The 16,861-nt window shown below is 62.5% G+C and carries 14 protein-coding genes and 1 riboswitch; of the genes, 7 read left to right on the top strand and 7 right to left on the bottom strand.

From position 1 onward, the window contains the following. Positions 1–16 precede the first annotated feature (16 nt). Positions 17–1,042: an EF-P beta-lysylation protein EpmB gene (gene epmB, locus B3520_RS10240; RefSeq protein ID WP_286804452.1), complete on the bottom strand. Its 1,026-nt coding sequence runs from the start codon at positions 1,040–1,042 to the stop codon at positions 17–19. A 35-nt stretch (positions 1,043–1,077) separates the two neighbouring features. Here epmB and efp point away from each other — a divergent pair, with 35 nt between their 5' ends. From efp to B3520_RS10225, 3 genes are all read left to right on the top strand, one after another. Next, positions 1,078–1,650 (top strand): elongation factor P, encoded by a 573-nt coding sequence (gene efp, locus B3520_RS10235; protein ID WP_024461289.1) that lies wholly within the window; start codon positions 1,078–1,080, stop codon positions 1,648–1,650. Positions 1,651–1,716: 66 nt separating this feature from the next. Then, a complete protein-coding gene (epmA, locus tag B3520_RS10230; protein WP_286804454.1) occupies positions 1,717–2,664 on the top strand; it encodes an EF-P lysine aminoacylase EpmA in 948 nt (315 codons plus the stop codon). 179 nt (positions 2,665–2,843) lie between these two features. After that, complete coding sequence (locus tag B3520_RS10225) at positions 2,844–3,218, top strand: hypothetical protein (protein ID WP_286804455.1); 375 nt, start codon at positions 2,844–2,846, stop codon at positions 3,216–3,218. An 8-nt stretch (positions 3,219–3,226) separates the two neighbouring features. Here B3520_RS10225 and B3520_RS10220 read toward each other — a convergent pair whose 3' ends face one another. Both B3520_RS10220 and B3520_RS10215 read right to left on the bottom strand, forming a co-directional pair. After that, positions 3,227–4,294, bottom strand: a complete 1,068-nt coding sequence (locus B3520_RS10220; protein WP_286804456.1) for a CNNM domain-containing protein — start codon at positions 4,292–4,294, stop codon at positions 3,227–3,229. A gap of 103 nt (positions 4,295–4,397) precedes the next feature. Next, positions 4,398–6,446, bottom strand: coding sequence for a diguanylate cyclase domain-containing protein (locus B3520_RS10215; protein WP_286876006.1), 2,049 nt, complete (start codon positions 6,444–6,446; stop codon positions 4,398–4,400). A 390-nt stretch (positions 6,447–6,836) separates the two neighbouring features. On the opposite strand from B3520_RS10215, the gene ppc reads away from it, so the two are divergent. Next, positions 6,837–9,452, top strand: a complete 2,616-nt coding sequence (gene ppc / locus B3520_RS10210) for a phosphoenolpyruvate carboxylase (protein ID WP_286875981.1) — start codon at positions 6,837–6,839, stop codon at positions 9,450–9,452. 120 nt (positions 9,453–9,572) lie between these two features. On the opposite strand, the gene B3520_RS10205 is transcribed toward ppc, so the two are convergent. Next, complete coding sequence (locus B3520_RS10205) at positions 9,573–10,481, bottom strand: GGDEF domain-containing protein (RefSeq protein WP_286806833.1); 909 nt, start codon at positions 10,479–10,481, stop codon at positions 9,573–9,575. A gap of 98 nt (positions 10,482–10,579) precedes the next feature. Here B3520_RS10205 and smrA point away from each other — a divergent pair, with 98 nt between their 5' ends. Further along, positions 10,580–11,173: a DNA endonuclease SmrA gene (gene smrA, locus B3520_RS10200; RefSeq protein WP_123638302.1), complete on the top strand. Its 594-nt coding sequence runs from the start codon at positions 10,580–10,582 to the stop codon at positions 11,171–11,173. A 130-nt stretch (positions 11,174–11,303) separates the two neighbouring features. On the opposite strand, the gene B3520_RS10195 is transcribed toward smrA, so the two are convergent. From B3520_RS10195 to B3520_RS10185, 3 genes are read right to left on the bottom strand one after another with little or no spacing between them, the layout of a single operon-like run. Then, positions 11,304–11,603, bottom strand: a complete 300-nt coding sequence (locus B3520_RS10195) for a DUF2288 domain-containing protein (RefSeq protein WP_286806835.1) — start codon at positions 11,601–11,603, stop codon at positions 11,304–11,306. A gap of 40 nt (positions 11,604–11,643) precedes the next feature. Further along, positions 11,644–12,564 carry a hydroxymethylglutaryl-CoA lyase gene (locus B3520_RS10190; RefSeq protein WP_286875980.1) on the bottom strand — a complete coding sequence of 307 codons (921 nt, stop codon included), beginning with the start codon at positions 12,562–12,564 and terminating at the stop codon, positions 11,644–11,646. Between the two features lie 3 nt (positions 12,565–12,567). Then, positions 12,568–13,947 (bottom strand): TolC family outer membrane protein, encoded by a 1,380-nt coding sequence (locus tag B3520_RS10185; RefSeq protein WP_286806838.1) that lies wholly within the window; start codon positions 13,945–13,947, stop codon positions 12,568–12,570. Between the two features lie 200 nt (positions 13,948–14,147). After that, positions 14,148–14,247, top strand: a riboswitch (TPP riboswitch). Positions 14,248–14,331: 84 nt separating this feature from the next. On the opposite strand from B3520_RS10185, the gene thiD reads away from it, so the two are divergent. Continuing rightward, positions 14,332–15,240 carry a bifunctional hydroxymethylpyrimidine kinase/phosphomethylpyrimidine kinase gene (gene thiD / locus B3520_RS10180; RefSeq protein ID WP_286806840.1) on the top strand — a complete coding sequence of 303 codons (909 nt, stop codon included), beginning with the start codon at positions 14,332–14,334 and terminating at the stop codon, positions 15,238–15,240. Beyond that, positions 15,237–16,861: phosphomethylpyrimidine synthase ThiC (gene thiC / locus B3520_RS10175; RefSeq protein ID WP_286875978.1), on the top strand; the 1,625-nt coding region annotated here is incomplete at its 3' end. The genes thiD and thiC, both read left to right, overlap by 4 nt.

Here is a 16,861-nt window from a genome sequence, read left to right as displayed (position 1 = left end):
TAGCAGATCGGGCGGCTCAGGCTATGGGGGTCTTGTTCGGCTCCCCGGCGATTTCCCGCACCAGCCGGGGTACCAGGTAGCCGGGCAGTCGGGCGCGCAGGTGGTCCATCAGAGCGCGTGCTTCAGCCTCCGGAACGTCAAAGTGGTGGGCACCGGCGACCGGGTCGAGCAGGTGCAGGTAATAGGGCAGGACGCCCCGGTCGAACAGCCCTTCGCTCAACGCGGCCAGCGTGGACGCCTGATCATTGATGCCGCGCAGCAGCACCGCCTGGTTGAGTAGGGTGATGCCCGCCCGGCGCAGCCGGCCCAGTGCGGCCCCCACACTGTCGTCAAGCTCCCGGGGGTGGTTGCTGTGAATCACCAGCGTGGTATGCAGGCCATGGCCGGTGAGCCAGTCCAGACAGTCATCGTCAATCCGGTTGGGCAGCACGATCGGCAGGCGGGAGTGGACCCGCAGGCGTTTGACGTGGGGGATGGCCGCCACCCGTTCGGTCAGCCAGGCCAGTTGCCGGTCCGGGGCGTTGAGTGGGTCGCCGCCGCTGTAGATTACTTCGGTGATGCTCGGGTCGGCGGCGATGTAATCCAGTGCCTCCTGCCAGCGGGCCCGGCCGGGGTTGTTGTCGGCGTAGGGGAAGTGGCGACGAAAGCAGTAGCGGCAGTTGATCGCGCAGCCGCCGGAGACGATCAGCAGCACCCGCCCGTGGTATTTGTGAATCAGCCCGGGATGGGGGTTGGCGTCGGCTTCGCCCAGGGGGTCCTGGCTGTAGCCCGGGGCCGCTTGAAGCTCCTCGCCCAGAGGCAGCACCTGGCGCAGCAGAGGGTCGTCCGGGTCCCCCTTGCGCATCCGCTCGACAAAGGCGCGAGGCACCCGCAGGGCGAAATCCTGGCTGGCGGCGAGGGCCGCCGGCAGCTGGGCCGGGTCCAGTTCCAGCAGGGCGATCAACTCCTGGGGCGAGCGAATCAGGTCGGCGAGCTCGTTTTGCCAGCGGGAGGCACTTTTGCCGGCAGGGGCCTGCCAAGTGGCAGCGGTTCGATGTATCATGTGCGCCTTTTAATCCAGAGAAGCGAGAGGGCGTAATGGCCACCTATTCTATCAACGATTTCCGCGTCGGTCTGAAAGTCATGCTCGATGGCGACCCCTGTAACATTGTCGAGAACGAGCTGGTCAAGCCGGGCAAGGGCCAGGCCTTTAACCGGGTCAAGCTGCGCAACCTGAAAACCGGGCGCGTGTGGGAGCGTACCTTCCGCGGCAGCGAGAACCTCGAAGGCGCTGATGTGACTGACCTGGATATGGAATACCTGTACAACGACGGTGAGTTCTGGCACTTCATGGAGCCGACTACCTTTGAGCAACACCAGGCGGACAAGAGCGCCGTGGGCGACTCGGCCAAGTGGCTCAAGGAGCAGGACAAGTGCGTGATTACCCTGTTCAACGGCGCGCCGCTGGCGGTGACCCCGCCCAACCACGTGGAGCTGGAAGTGACTGAAACCGATCCGGGCCTGAAGGGCGACACCGCCCAGGGCGGCACCAAGCCGGCCACTCTGAGCACCGGCGCTGTGGTGAAGGTACCGCTGTTCATGAACGTGGGCGATGTGGTCCGTGTGGACACCCGTACCGGCGAATACCTGGGGCGCGCGTCCAAAGACTGATGCCCGCCTCCACCACCCGACGTCGGTCGGGTGGTGCTTTCCTTTCTCCTCCCTGATGTTCCGCCCATGACTGATTGGCAGCCTTCCGCCTCACTGGAACTTGTGCGTCTGCGTGCGAGTGTGTACCAGCGTATTCGGCAATTTTTTGCCGAGCGCGAGGTGCTGGAAATAGAAGCGCCGGTGATGGGCGCCGCGGCAGTGACTGACCCGTTTATCGACTCGGTCACCGCTCAGTGCGCGGGACGTACCTATTACCTGCAGACTTCACCTGAATTTGCCATGAAGCGCCTGCTGGCGGCGGGGGCGGGGCCGATCTACGCCCTGGGCAAAGTGTTTCGCAACGGTGAGCGGGGGCGCAAACACAACCCGGAGTTCACTCTGCTTGAGTGGTATCGCACCGGGTGGGATGACCGGGCGCTGATGGGGGAAGTTCAGGCACTCATCGAGTTGTTGATACCGGGCCTGGACGTGACCTACCTGAGCTATCGCCAGTGGTTTGAGCGGCACCTGCAGATCGATCCGCACACCGCCTCGGTGGCTGAGCTGGCGGCGCTGGCAAAAGCGCGAATCAATATCGAGGCGGAGGACGAGGATCGGGACTTCTGGCTCGATCTGCTGGTGACCCATGAGCTGGAGGCCTCCCTCGGCGACGGCCTGACCTTTGTGTACGACTATCCCGCCAGTCAGGCCGCCCTGGCCCGCCTGGCCACCGACGACCAGGGGCAGACTGTGGCCCGGCGCTTTGAGGCGTTTATCGGCGGCATGGAGTTGGCCAATGGGTATTGGGAGCTGACCGATGCCGACGAGTTGCGCGGTCGCTTCCTCGCCGATCAACAAAAACGCCGTGCCCTGGATTTACCGGTCTACCCTTCGGATGACAAACTGCTCGCCGCCATGGCCGCTGGCCTGCCGGACAGCGCCGGCGTGGCCCTGGGGGTGGATCGGTTGCTGATGTGCTTGAGCGGCGCGTCCCATATTGCCGATGTCCTGGCCTTCGACGTTGATCGTCTGTAACGCAGGAAACTGTCATCATAGCGTCATACTATGACGACATTAGCTTGTGAACCGCCTGGCACCTGATACGCTTAATAGTAGGTGCCGGTAGTTCCCTGTGGGCTGCACGTTGAGACAAACAAAAGCGCGTGCAGACGGGACGACACCCTCACAACGACAATTCAGTGAGGTAGGCCGTCATGCAGATTATTTACGACGAGTCGATTCCCGCCAACGACCAGCCCCTGGTCATGATCCGAGGCGATCACGAACGGGTGGAGATGCATCTGCGCCAGGATGAGCAGCGACATTACACGCTGTTTGCCTTTGCCGGGGACCATCGCCGGCCGGCGAGAACCCAGCAGCAGGGCCCCTATCACTGCCTGGGTCAGGCCAATGGCGCCCGGCGGGCGATAGCCGCCGCTTTGCGAGCTCAGGGCTACCGGGTCAGTGATGATGTTCACCCCGTGTGGTGCCTGGAGGCTCAGCGGTGTATCAATGCCCTGCGGGACGCACACCAGCAGTTTCCGGTCAGCTACAAATTTGATCCCAAGGACGTCTACCTGGATTGGTAGGCGCGGAACTAGCGCTCACCGTCGTCGGGCGTGGTAGATACGCCCAGGCGAGCCGCCTGACGGCGCCAGCGACGTCGGGCCAGTTCCTGCATGTCCCGGGTTTTGTCTTTTTCGTCCACGATTTCCAGCCCGAGCAGTGCTTCCAGCACATCCTCAAGGGTGATGATGCCCACCACCGAACCGTACTCCGTCACCACCAGAATGATGTGCGTCTGCTCGCGCAGAAACTCTTCCAGGGCCTGGGTCAGTGGCATGCTGTCGAGCAGCGCGGGAATGGCGCGGCGGTGACGTCGCAAGAGCTGATCGCCTTCGCCCCGGGCCTCGGCCAGTAGCAGGTCATCCAGCAGCACAATCCCGTTGATATTGTCCGGGTCACCGGCATACACCGGAATACGGGAAAAGGGCACCGAGTGGTGACTGGTCAGAAAGTCGTGAATGGTCTGCTCCTCGTCCGCCGAAAAAAGCACGGTGCGTGGCGTCATGGTGTCCTTGATGGGCGTGTGACGCAAAAGCAGCAGGTTCTTGAAGATGCCGGATTCGCGCTCGTCCAGGTGGCCTTCCTCGGAGCTGAGATCAGCCATGACTGTCAGCTCGTGCCGATCGAGCCCGGACGACTGGCTGCCACCCCGGGTGATCAGGCGGGTGATGAACTCGGACATTTTGATAAACGGGTAGAGCACAATGATCAAGTAGTGCAGACCGTAGGCGGTCATGGGGGCGAGTGAGCGCCAGTAATAGGCGCCCAGTGTTTTGGGCACGATTTCCGACAGCACCAGAATCAGCAGAGTCAGTACCGCCGAGAACAGGCCCAGGTAGGCGCTGCCAAATACGGCGGTGGCCTGGGCGCCGGCGCCGGCGGCGCCCGCGGTGTGGGCGATGGTGTTCAGGGTCAGAATGGCGGCCAGGGGGCGATCGATGGTGGCTTTCAGCTCGGCCAATAGCAGGCCGGAACGCTTGCCCTCCTGCTGCTTCAGACTGGTGTAGGCGGTGGTCGTGCTAAGCAATACCGCCTCGGCCACCGAGCATAGAAACGAGATACCCAGGGCGATCAGAACGTAGACTATCAGCAGTGTCATGGTTTGGCTCAGGTCGGATAATGGCGTGTTGTGCCGGATGATAACAGGCACTCGATGGCCTGCCCACAGGAGGGGTTATACGGCGGGCGGCGCCGATTGAGGCTTATGTGTTGGGATAGTTCCCGGAACCGGCGCGGATCTGATTGCCGCCGGCTTCCTTGGCCTGATACATCGCCTGATCCGCGGCGCGAATCAGGTCGGCGTCGGTGAGGGCATCGTGCGGGTATAGCGCAAGGCCAATGCTGGTGGAGATGTGCATGGGGATCTGTCGAACCTGAAACGGCTGGGCACAGGCATGACGGATCTTCTCTGCCACCGTGTGGGCTTCTTCGGGGCCGGTGATGTCGTCCAGCAGAACCACAAACTCATCGCCGCCCATGCGGGCGACCGTGTCCGCCGCGCGCAGGTTGACGGTCATGGCCTGGGATACCTGCTTGAGCAGCTCGTCACCCCGCTCATGCCCGTAGTGATCGTTCACCACTTTAAAGTCATCCAGGTCGATGAACATCAGGGCCAGTTGCGTGCGGTGGCGTTGAGCGCTGCGCAGCGCCTGCTCCAGCCGGTCGGCGAACAGGGCCCGGTTGGGCAGGTTGGTGAGAGGGTCGTGCTGGGCCATGTGGCGCATGTGCTCTTCAATCTGTTTGCGCTCGGTCACATCGCTGATGAACCCGTACCACCGGGTGGTGCCGTCTTCCAGCCGTTCCGGCTGGGCATGGCCTTCAAGCCAGTGCATTCCCTGAACGGGCAGTACCACCCGGAACTCGATATGCCAGGTGGTGAGGTGGCGGGCGGACTGGATGATCGAGGCAAACAGGTCGTTGTAATCTTCGGGGTGCACCCGATCGAAGACCGCCTGGATATCCTCGCTGGCCTCAGTGGGCGTGATTTCCAGGTACTCCTCAATGCGCCGACTGGAAAAGGGCATGCGAAAGCGGCCGTCCGGGGCCATTTCGAACTGGTAAATGACCCCCGGGGCCTGGGCGGTCAGATTGTCCAGCAGCTGAATCCGCTCCAGGGATGCCTCGCCCTCGGCCCGGGCCTTGTACACCTGGCCGATCTGATAGCTGACCACCTGGGCGAGCAGCAATACCTCGATCAACACCGCCACCATGCCCAGGTGCTCGACCAGAAAGATCGGGTTGCTGGTGCTCTTCATGGAGATGGCCAGCAGCGCCGGCACCGCAAAGGCGGCGTTGGCAAACAGGTACAGGCGGGCCACCTTGCTCCCCTGAAGGCTGCGCGCCACGCCACAGGTCAGCCCGTAGAGCGCAAAAATCGCGACCCCGACCCGGCAGAACTCAAGCGACCAGTTGGGCGCGAACAGCGCCAGGGGCCAGAAGCTGACCAGCACCCCGATCGCCGTCATGCCCAGCCAGAACAGCGCCGGGTGGGTGTCTCGGTTTATGCGCAACAGGCGCATGACAAACCCGATATAGACGACGTTTGAAAACAGAATGGGGGTGCTGATCAGGTAGAACCAGGTCCAGCCAAACAACTGGCTGTACACCAACAGGGCGGCGCCGTTGTAGAGCAGGTTGCCGAGGATGAACAGAGCGTACAGCAGGTCTGTGCGGGATTGTCGCCACACCGCCATGACGGCGTAATAGAACATCAGGGCGAAAAAAATACCCAGGCCGACCAGGGTCAGGCTTTGGGTCAGAGGAATGCGGCGCTCGTAGTCTTGACGGTCAAACAGGTGGGGTTCGGGCAGGGCCAGGTAGAACGGGCTCTCCATCCGGGTGAGAATCCGGTACTCTCCCGCGGGCAGATTCAGAGATCGGCCGTGGCGCAGGAAGTACTGGTAATCCTGGTCCTGTTGCAGGCCACCGCTGAGCGTCAGGAGCAGGCGGTTGTCGCCGTCGTAGATGCGGTGCACAAACTCATTGAGGGTGGATGAGCTCGCGAAATCCAGTACCAGCTCTGCTGGCTCATCCAGAGTCACTTCCAGTTCGTACCAGAGGACACCGCCGCCGGCGGGTTGGACGGAAACCGTGTTCAGTTGATGGCGGGGTGGGGCGGCTTGTGAGACGTCGCTGTCGGGGGGTAAATCGACCCAGCGGCCGGTCTGTTGCAGAGGACTGCGGGGCTCGGCGGCGGCCAGTGGCGTCCACAGCGTGAGCAGGCTGAGACAAAGCCCGACAACAAATGACACTCTCAGCAAGCAGACATCCTCGTTATATTCGGTGGCTCGGATGGGTGGCGGTCGGGACCACTGTAACAAGCATTGGCCAGAATTGGCGCCCTGGCAAATGGATTCGGTATCCGGGCCCAAAGCAGAGCGCCTGTGAGCTGCCCGCCTGGATGGCGCATTTTTCATGTCTTGGGGCAAAATAGCAAGGGTTATGAGCCTTGTGCAGAAACTGAACGCCATCGCTGAACCCCGCAGTGGTCGTGGTCTGCGCCAGTTACCCAGCATTCATTCACACCCTTTTGCACAGATTCTGTGGATAGCGCCTGGCCTGTGGATATCTTGTGTGGCGCTGCTCAACTTCGCAAGATTACGTTAGAATGGCCCGCTAACTGACCATTTGGAGGTAGCTTTATGGAAACCCTGCCCGAGACTTTACGGGAAAATGTTCGGCTGTTGGGCGAATTACTGGGAGATACAGTTCGCGACCACGAAGGCGACGACCTGTTCCAGAAAATCGAAGACATCCGCCAACTGGGCAAAGCCATCCAACAATCCGAAGAAGAGGATTCTACGCCTCTGGTGGAGCGGCTGGGCGAGCTGAACGACCGGGATATTCTGCCGATTGTGCGCGCCTTCAATCAGTTTCTGAATCTGGCCAACATCGCCGATCAGGAGTATTCCGCCAGTGCCGAAGCGGAGCCCGACGACGGCCTGAAGAGTCTGCTGCTCGAGCTGAAAGACACCTACGGGCAGGAGCGTCTGAGCGAGGTCATCGGCGACCTGAATATCCAGTTGGTGCTCACCGCGCACCCCACGGAAGTGACCCGGCGCACCCTGATCCGCAAATACGACCAGATTGTTCACACCCTGAGCGACCGCCAGCGCGGCAACCTGCTGACCTACGAACAGGACAAACACCGCGGCCGGCTGCACCGGCTGGTGGAAGAGATCTGGAGCACCGATGAAATCCGCTCCGAGCGGCCCACGGCGGTGGATGAGGCCAAGTGGGGCTTTGCGGTTATCGAGAACAGCCTGTGGCAGGCGGTGCCGGACTTCATTCGTCACCTGGACCGGCTCTGCTGCCGTCATCTCGACCACTGCCTGCCGGTCGACCTGCAACCGTTCAGCTTTTACTCCTGGATGGGCGGCGACCGGGACGGCAACCCTAATGTGACCCACAGCGTGACCCGCGAAGTGCTGTTGCTCGGCCGCTGGATGGCGGCGGACCTGTACCTCAAAGACATTCAGAGCCTGAGCAACGATTTGAGCATGCATGAGGCCGGTGCCGAGTTGAGCGCCCGCTTCCCCGGCAGCGCCACCCCCTACCGGGATTTGCTCGGCGAGCTGCGCAAGCGCCTGCAGGCTACTCTGGAATGGACCGAAGCGCGTCTTGAGGGCCGCTCTCCCGAGTGGAACGATGCGGTGATCACCGAGCGCAAAGACCTGCTCGAGCCCCTGCTTATGTGCTTCGAGTCGCTGCGCGAAGTGGGCTTCCCGCACATCGCCAACGGCCCGGTACTGGACAACATCCGCCGGGTGCAGAGCTTCGGTATTAACCTGGTGCCGCTGGATATCCGGCAGGATGGCGAGCGCCACGTGAAGGCGATGGACGAGCTGACCCAGTATCTGGAGCTGGGCAGCTATCTGGAGTGGAGCGAAGAGCAGCGGCAGGAATTTCTGCTCGAGCAGCTCAACAACAAGCGCCCACTGTTGCCGGCGCACTGGCCCATGAGCGAGGAAACCGAAGAGGTGCTGGCCACCTGCAAGGTGATCGCTCAGGAACCCCGGGAGACCCTGTCCCACTACGTGATTTCCATGGCCCAGCAACCGTCGGACGTGATGGTGGTGGCGTTGCTGCTGCGCGAATGCGGCATGACCTGGAATATGCCCATCGTGCCTCTGTTTGAAACCCTGGACGACCTGGATCGGGCGCCGGAGGTGATGGGTCGGCTGTGGCAGATTCCCTGGTACCAGGAATACACCGGCGCCCGCCAGACCGTGATGATCGGCTACTCCGACTCCGCCAAGGACGCTGGCAAGTTCGCCGCGACCTGGGCTCAGTACAAGGCGCAGGAAAAGCTGGTAAACATTGCCGAACAACAGAACGTCAAGCTGGTTCTGTTCCACGGCCGCGGCGGCACCGTCGGTCGCGGTGGCGGCCCGGTGGAGAAGGCCATGGCCTCCCAGCCACCGGGCTCGGTGAAAGGGCAGATCCGGGTGACCGAACAGGGCGAAATGATCCGCTACAAGTTCGGCCAGTCCCGCGTGGCGTTCAGCAGTTTCTCCACCTATGTGTCGGCCACTCTTCGGGCAACCCTGATGCCGCACAAGGGGCCGTCCCAGGAGTGGCGGGACCTGATCGAGCGCATGGCTCAAAGCAGCCTGGAGGCCTACCGCAATGTGGTGCGCGGCCACCCGAAGTTCGTGCCCTATTTCCGCAGCCTGACGCCGGAGCAGGAGTTGAACCTGCTGGCCCTGGGCAGTCGCCCGGCCAAGCGCAAGGCCACCGGTGGGGTGGACAGCCTGCGGGCCATCCCCTGGGTGTTTGCCTGGATGCAGGTGCGCCTGAACCTGCCCTCCTGGCTCGGTACCCGCCAGGCGCTGGAGTATGCTCTGGAAAATGCGCCCTCCACTCTGGTGGATATGCTGGAAAACTGGTCCTTCTTCTCCAGTTTCCTGGATCTGCTGGAAATGGTGGTGGGCAAGGCCGATCTGCCGATCTGCAGCTATTACGAGAAAGAGCTGGTGCCCTCCGAGTTGCACGGCCTGGGGCAGCAACTGCGGGCGGACCTGAGTGCGCTGGAAGTGCTGATCAACCGGATCAAGCATCAGGACGAGCTGTTGAGCGAGGAGCCCATGTTGCAGCGCGCCCTGCGGGTGCGCAAACCCTACATGGACCCGCTGAGCTATCTGCAGGTTGAATTGCTCAAGCGCTACCGCAGCGGCAAGGAAATCAGTCCGGAGTTGGAAAAGGCGCTCAAGGTGACCATGGCGGGTATTGCCGCGGGTATGCGCAACACCGGCTGATCCTGCTACTCGGCTTTATGTCACCCCCGACGTTGGTCGGTAGGGTGGCATAAGGCCAAAGGCCGTCATCCACCATGGCCCGTCTGTCACGACGCGTCGTTCGGGAAATGTGCTTGCGTTTTACAGCACCGGGTTTTTTACGGTGTCGGCATCGTCCCTACCGACTCGCCGGACGAGCGTCTCCAGCGTGTCCTCTTCCTGGGCCAGGCCGACCTGGTAGTTGACCTGAACCTGCACCAGCAGATCCTCGCCCCGGGCGTCGGTCATCAGCACATGCTCCAGCCGCGCGACAATCTGCCGGGCCAGGTGATCGGCATCATGCGCCGTGCTGTCCGGTAGAAACACGGCAAACCGTCGGCCGCCCATCCGGGCGGCGATCTGTCCGTGGCGCAGGTAGCGGCGTATGGCTTTACCAACCCGCTGCAGAATGTCATCCCCGGCCTCCAGCCCGAGCCTCTGGTTGAGTTCGGTCAGGTTAAGTACCCGCAGGCCGATCACCACGGGCTGCTGACCATCCTCCTGAGACTGCCCGAACAGGGGCCCGCAGGTGGTAAAGAAATAGCGACGGTTGTAGAGTTGAGTGAGTTGGTCGACGGTCGCCAGATCCCGCTCGATCTGTTGGTGGCTCCCGAGAATCAGGCGGTTCATACGATAGGCGCGTCCGAGCTGATACAACCCGAGGGCCGCTATCAGCAGACCGACCGGAATGCACAGGAAGCTGATGGCTTCGGCCGGCCACCATTGTGGTTCCACCAGGTCGTTGATCAGGGCCTGCCAGACACCGACAAAGTTAAGCCCGAAGCCGATGGTGAGTTTACTGACGATGGTGCGACGCACTGGAAGGTACGCCGCCGTGGCAAACAGAAGAAAAGCGGCCAGGCACAGGCTGAGGTCCCGCAGGGTGCGGGGCCAGTCCACATTCTCCGGGCGAAGCGAGGGGCTGGTGTAGAACAGCAACAGTGCCCAGGCAAACGCCAGCAGTGCGGTCAACAACAAGGTGAGTAGCGCCAGCGAGAAGCGACTGAGCATGATCTTGTCAGGGTCCGAGGTCGTTTATAGACAGTGTAGCAGGCGCCACAGTGCGGCGCTGGTGATCAGCTCGCGGTGTATTAGAGTGAGAAATGGTTATGAGCAGTGATGAACGTGACGAGTGGGCACTGTTTGAGCGGGAAATGCGCGATGTGCGCCCGATCAAGAGTGAGCCCAAAGTCCCTCTGAACAAGTCGGACGCACCGGCCGAAACCCTGGCGCAACGCCGGGAGATGGCGGTGCGCGAAGTGGTGGGGGCGGAGAGTAACTTCCTGTCCGGGGATTACGTGCCTCCGGTCGACCCGCACGATCACCTGGCGTTCAAGCGTGACGGTGTGCAGAACGGGGTGTATCGGAATTTGCGCTTGGGTAAATACACGGTGGATGCCCGTCTGGACCTACACCGGATGACGGTGGAGGAGTCACGGCGGGCGGTGTTTCAGTTTGTGCAGGATTGCATGGCCCAGGATATTCGCTGCGGGCTGATCACTCACGGCAAGGGCGTGGGCCGGGAAACCCCGGCGCTGCTGAAAAGCTGCGTCGCGCACTGGTTGCCCCAGATGCACGAGGTATTGGCGATGCACTCGGCCCAGCCCCAACACGGCGGCAGTGGGGCAACGTATATTCTCCTGCGCAAGAGCGAACGAAAACGCCAAGAAAATTGGGAGCGCCAACACAAGCGTCGGGGTTAGTTGGGTGCCTGGTTGGCCGGGGTAACGGCGGATGCGCTTCGCTTATCCGCCCTACGCAGACCTCGGAGCCACCCGTAGGGCGGATAAGGGCGGAGCCCGCATCCGCCGTTACCCAAATTGCCGGGCGTGACTACTCGTGTCCCTGCACCAAAACATAAGGCTTGATCACCAGAGCCCAAACCTCGGCATCGGCCTCAAACCATGCCTGCGCCTGGGTGTCGCTGACCGCATCCACCTTGCCTTCCTCCATCCAGGCCTTGAACTGATCGGCATTATCCCGGGACAGCTCCGCGCCCACTTTTACCAGATCCAGCTCCGGGGCCACCGCAATGGCCCGACCGGCGGCGAAAAAACGCTGTAGCTCTCGCCAGGGGATGGTGGCCGTTTCCAGATTCAGGGTCGCTTCCAGAGGTAAAGAATCGTCAGTCATAATGTAAGGGGGTCTTGATCAGTCGGTTCAGACAAAACCGTCAGGTGCGACGGTTGCGATAGGCGCGGGCCGCGCGGGAGGCGTTGTCCCGTTCCAGCACGGAACAGATGCGCTCTCCGGCCAGGATGAGCTTGTCCAGGTCCACGCCGTGCTCGATACCCAGGCCGTTGAGCAGGTAGACCACATCCTCGGTGGCCACATTCCCGGCGGCCCCCGGTGCGAATGGGCAGCCGCCCAGGCCGGCCACGGCGCTGTCGATGGTGGCAATACCGGCATTCAGCGCCACCAGAATATTGGCCAGCGCTTGACCGTAGGTGTCGTGAAAGTGCACGGCCAGTCGTTCCGGCCCGACTTCCGGAAGCAGGTGCGCCAGAAGCCGCTCGGTATCGCCCGCGGTGCCGACACCGATGGTGTCGCCCAGGGAGACTTCCCGACAGCCCATGGCCAGTAGCTCTCGCGTCAGTGTCAGTACGGCACCGGGGGTAACGGCGCCCTCATAGGGGCAGCCCAGCACACAGGAAATGTAGCCGCGCACCGGGAGGCCCGCGTTGGTGGCGGCGGCAATTACCGGCGCGAACCGCCCCAGGCTCTCGGCGATGGACCAGTTGATGTTCTTCTGGCTGAAGGTTTCCGAGGCGGCGGCAAACAGGGCCACTTCATCAGCGCCGACGGCCAGTGCCCGCTCCAGGCCTTTCATGTTGGGGGTGAGGGCGGCGTAGGTGACGCCCGGACGGCGGTTCATGGCCTGGAACAGCGCATCGCTGTCCGCCATCTGCGGTACCCGCTGGGGATGAACGAAGCTGCCGGCTTCCAGATAGTCGAGCCCGGCGTCCGCCAGATCCTCAAGGAGTTGGTGTTTGGCGGTGAGCGGGACGGGGTGGGTTTCGTTCTGCAGACCGTCACGCGGGCCGACTTCGATCAGCCGGACCCGCGTGGGGCGTTGGGGGTGTTGCTCAACCACGGATCAGTTGATGTCGAAATCGCTGCGCCGCAGCATTTCCGCGTGGCTCAGAGAGCGGTCGATCTGCTGTACATCGGCGGGGGTCAACATGCCGGCGACCTGACGCAGCTCAAAGCTGTTGATGATGTAGTCGTACAGCGCGTTCTGGTAATCGCGTTCGGCCTGGTACACCGCGCGCTGGGCAAGCAGTACTTCCACCAGATTCCGGGTACCCACTTCATAGCCGGACTGGGTGGCTTCCAGGGCACTCTGGGCGGAAACAATGGCCTGCTGGCGGGCCTTGACCTGGGCCACGCCGGTTTCTACCGACAGGTGCAGGGCGCGGGCCGACTGGATCACGGTGCGTTCGGCGCGGTTCTGCTCGGCGCGAGCCTGCAGGTACTGAGAGCTGGCCTGGCGACGCTCGGCGGAGGTGCGGCCGCCGGAATACAGCGGTACGTTCAGGCTAAGCGTGATGCTAGTTCCCTCTGAGTCATCGTCGCTATCAAAAACTGCACCCCCGAAGTACTGGGAACCCTCGTTAGCAGTATCACTGTAGGTCGCCGAGGCGCCCAGGGTGGGCAGGTGCTGTGACTTGGCGGCCTTGGCGGTCTGCTCTGAGGCCCGGGTATTGAGCTGGGCGGCCTTGAGATCGTAATTGTTTTTCAGGGCAAATTCGACCCATTCGTGCCGGTCGGAGGGCGTCGGGCGCACCACCGGGAAGTCGTCTGACAGGGGGGCAATCGCATCGTGCGGTCGGCCGGTCAATACTTCCAGCGCTTCATAGGCAATGCCCAGGTCACCCTGCGCCTGCAGAGCTGCGGCGGCTGCACTGTCGTACACAGACTGGGCTTCATGGACTTCGGTGATGGCGGTCAGCCCCACTTCGTAGCGCTGACGGGTCTGCTCGAGCTGTTGCTCCAGGGCCTTCTCTTCGGCACGGGCGGTTTCCAGGTTGTCCGCTGCGCGCAGAACGTTGAAATAGGCTTCGGCAGCCCGAACGATCAGCGCCTGCTGATCGGCGCCAAACTGCACCTCGGCCAGCTCGCTCAGGGTACCGCCGCGCTGGTAGTTGTACCACGCCGCCATGTTGAACAGCGGCTGACTCAGGGAAATTTCCCAGCCGGAACTCTCGCGTTCGGTCTCCCGTGTGACATTTTCCGTGTTATCGGTGGCGTCCTGACTGCTGTCGGTGTAATACACCCGGGCATCAATCTGCGGCAACAGGCCGGAGCGGCCGAGGGTTCGGTTTTCCAGTCCCGCCTCGTAGGCGGCTTCGTCGGCTTTCAACTGCGCGTCGTTTTCCAGCGCCAGTTCATAAATGTCCAACAGCGAGTTGGCGCTGGCCGTAAAGGGCACCAGGGCCATCAGACCGAGAAACCAGAGGGATCGGGTTGTTTTCATGTGAGTTCCTGTCCGTTGCAATCCAGAGTTGGGGCACCGTCGAATGGTAGGCAGTCTGCGAGTTTACTCACTCGGCTGCGGCAGGTCGAGCCTGTGCATGAATGAAGTTGTAAAAAAGGGTAAAACGTGTAAGCCGGGTTTGTCATCGGGCGCCGAGGATACGCTCGCTTTACAGCGCTGGATGACTCGCCTAGACTGTGGCGCATTCGTCGGGGTGCCCGCCTTGAAAGGCTGGCTGAGATCTTACCCGTAGAACCTGATCCGGTTAATACCGGCGTAGGGAACGAAAGCGCAACAGCCTCTCTGGTGCCTGCCACCATTGTTCTATCTCCTCATGGCTTATAGCTGACGTTTCCCGCGCCACTGTCTTCGGGAGTGGAACGCGTGAACGACTTTTTGAACCCATCCAGACCCGCCGCACCCGCGGTGGCACTGACCATTGCCGGTAGCGACAGCGGCGGTGGCGCGGGTATTCAGGCCGACCTGAAAACCTTCGCCGCGCTCGGTGTGTACGGTTGCAGCGCGCTGACTGCGCTGACCGCGCAGAACACCCTCGGCGTGCAATCGGTGCACTCAGTTCCTTCGACGTTCGTCACCGCGCAATTGGATTCAGTGCTGAGTGATTTTTCGGTGCGAGCCATCAAAACCGGCATGCTGGCCGACGCCGCCACGCTTCGAGCGGTGGTGACGGCGTTGGCGCATTGCGCCGACACGCCGCTGATAGTCGATCCGGTAATAGTGGCCACCAGTGGTGACCGCCTGCTGGACCGGGACGCCGAAGCCACCCTGCGTGAGGAGTTGCTGCCTCGCACTGACCTGTTGACCCCCAACCTGATGGAAGCGGCCGCTCTGCTGAACGAGCCTCTGGCCTCGGACCCTGCCGGCCTCTGGCGCCAGGCCGAGCGGCTATTGGCGCTGGGCACCAAAGCGGTGCTGCTCAAGGGTGGGCACGGCAGCGGGCCGCTGGCGCAGGATCTGTTGCTGGGCCCGGACTTTTCGGAAGTGTTCAGCCGCCCCCGGATCGACACGCGCAATTCCCACGGCTCGGGCTGCACCCTGTCGGCGGCCATTACCGCCTACCTGGCTTCGGGGCTCAGCCTGACCGATTCGGTTCGGGCCGCCAAAGATTACGTGCACCGGGCGCTGGTCAGCGCCGCCGACTGGCGGCTTGGCCGGGGTTCGGGCCCGCTGAATCACGGCGTTGCGCCTCTGGTCGACCCCCGCAGCGCCCCATCTGGCCCGGTGCCGCGCTCTGTATCTTCCAGTCACCTTCACGGAGAACCTCTGCTATGAGTCATACCGCCAACCCTTCGCCGCTAAGCCGCTCGGCCCAGGTGGACCCCCATTCTGTCGCGCCGCTCCCCGGTTCCAGCAAAGTGTACGTCCAGGGCTCCCGCCCGGATTTGCGGGTACCCATGCGGGAAATTGCGTTGAGCCAGACCGCCACGGAGTTTGGTGGGGAAGCCAATCCGAGCGTACGGGTCTACGATACCTCCGGCCCCTACTCGGACCCCCAGGCACAGATTGATCTGCGCCGTGGTCTGCCGGGACTGCGCAGCCTGTGGATCGAAGAGCGCGGCGATACCGAGGTGCTCGAGCAGGCCAGTGCCCGCTACACCCAGGCGCGCCTGAATGATCCCGAGCTTGAAGCGCTGCGCTTTGATCTGCACCGGCCGCCCCGTCGTGCCAAGGCTGGCGCGAATGTCACCCAGATGCACTACGCCCGCCGCGGTATCATCACCCCGGAGATGGAGTACATTGCCATCCGGGAGAATATGGCACTGGCCCAGGCGCGGGAGCGGGGCGAGGTACAGCATCCCGGGGAGGCCTTTGGTGCGGCCATTCCCGATGAGATCACCCCGGAGTTTGTGCGCTCGGAAGTGGCCCGGGGTCGGGCGATCATTCCCTGCAATATCAACCATCCGGAATCCGAGCCGATGATCATCGGGCGCAATTTTCTGGTGAAGATCAACGGCAACATCGGCAACTCCGCGCTGGGATCTTCCATCGAGGAGGAAGTGGCCAAACTCACCTGGGGCACCCGCTGGGGCGCGGACACCGTGATGGACCTGTCCACCGGTAAACACATTCACGAAACCCGCGAGTGGATCTTGCGCAACGCCCCGGTGCCCATTGGCACGGTGCCGATCTATCAGGCCCTGGAAAAAGTCGATGGGGTGGCCGAGGATCTGACCTGGGAGGTGTTCCGGGACACCCTGATCGAGCAGGCGGAGCAGGGTGTGGATTACTTCACCATTCACGCCGGTGTGCTCCTGCGCTATGTGCCGCTGACCGCCAAGCGGGTGACCGGCATCGTTTCCCGCGGCGGCTCAATCATGGCCAAGTGGTGCCTGGCCCACCATCAGGAAAACTTCCTGTACACCCACTTCGACGACATCTGCGAAATCATGAAGGCCTACGACGTCGCCTTCTCCCTGGGCGATGGCCTGCGCCCCGGCTCGGTGGCCGACGCCAACGACGAAGCCCAGTTCGGCGAGCTCGAAACCCTGGGCGAGTTGACCCACCGCGCCTGGGAGCACGACGTGCAGGTGATGGTGGAGGGCCCCGGCCATGTGCCCATGCAGATGATCAAGGAAAACATGGACAAGCAGATCGAGGTCTGCGGCGAAGCCCCGTTCTATACACTTGGCCCGCTGACCACCGACATCGCGCCGGGCTACGACCACATCACTTCGGGCATCGGCGCCGCCATGATCGGCTGGTACGGCTGCGCCATGCTCTGTTACGTCACCCCGAAAGAGCACCTCGGGCTGCCCAACAAGGACGACGTCAAAACCGGCATCATCACTTACAAAATCGCCGCCCACGCGGCGGACCTGGCCAAGGGTCATCCGGGAGCGCAACTGCGCGACAATGCCCTGTCCAAGGCGCGCTTCGAGTTCCGCTGGGAAGA

It is taken from the genome of Marinimicrobium sp. UBA4509, from assembly GCF_002388575.1.
GTDB classification, from domain to species: domain Bacteria; phylum Pseudomonadota; class Gammaproteobacteria; order Pseudomonadales; family Cellvibrionaceae; genus Marinimicrobium; species Marinimicrobium koreense.
The sequence above is the reverse complement of the archived record's forward strand: the minus strand, read 5'-3'. Positions and strand labels throughout refer to the sequence as shown.

Coding starts and splice junctions, on each gene's coding strand:
- epmB (WP_286804452.1), bottom strand. CDS start 1,042: ATGATACATCGAACCGCTGCCACTTGGCAGGCCCCTGCCGGCAAAAGT.
- efp (WP_024461289.1), top strand. CDS start 1,078: ATGGCCACCTATTCTATCAACGATTTCCGCGTCGGTCTGAAAGTCATG.
- epmA (WP_286804454.1), top strand. CDS start 1,717: ATGACTGATTGGCAGCCTTCCGCCTCACTGGAACTTGTGCGTCTGCGT.
- B3520_RS10225 (WP_286804455.1), top strand. CDS start 2,844: ATGCAGATTATTTACGACGAGTCGATTCCCGCCAACGACCAGCCCCTG.
- B3520_RS10220 (WP_286804456.1), bottom strand. CDS start 4,294: ATGACACTGCTGATAGTCTACGTTCTGATCGCCCTGGGTATCTCGTTT.
- ppc (WP_286875981.1), top strand. CDS start 6,837: ATGGAAACCCTGCCCGAGACTTTACGGGAAAATGTTCGGCTGTTGGGC.
- B3520_RS10205 (WP_286806833.1), bottom strand. CDS start 10,481: ATGCTCAGTCGCTTCTCGCTGGCGCTACTCACCTTGTTGTTGACCGCA.
- smrA (WP_123638302.1), top strand. CDS start 10,580: ATGAGCAGTGATGAACGTGACGAGTGGGCACTGTTTGAGCGGGAAATG.
- B3520_RS10195 (WP_286806835.1), bottom strand. CDS start 11,603: ATGACTGACGATTCTTTACCTCTGGAAGCGACCCTGAATCTGGAAACG.
- B3520_RS10185 (WP_286806838.1), bottom strand. CDS start 13,947: ATGAAAACAACCCGATCCCTCTGGTTTCTCGGTCTGATGGCCCTGGTG.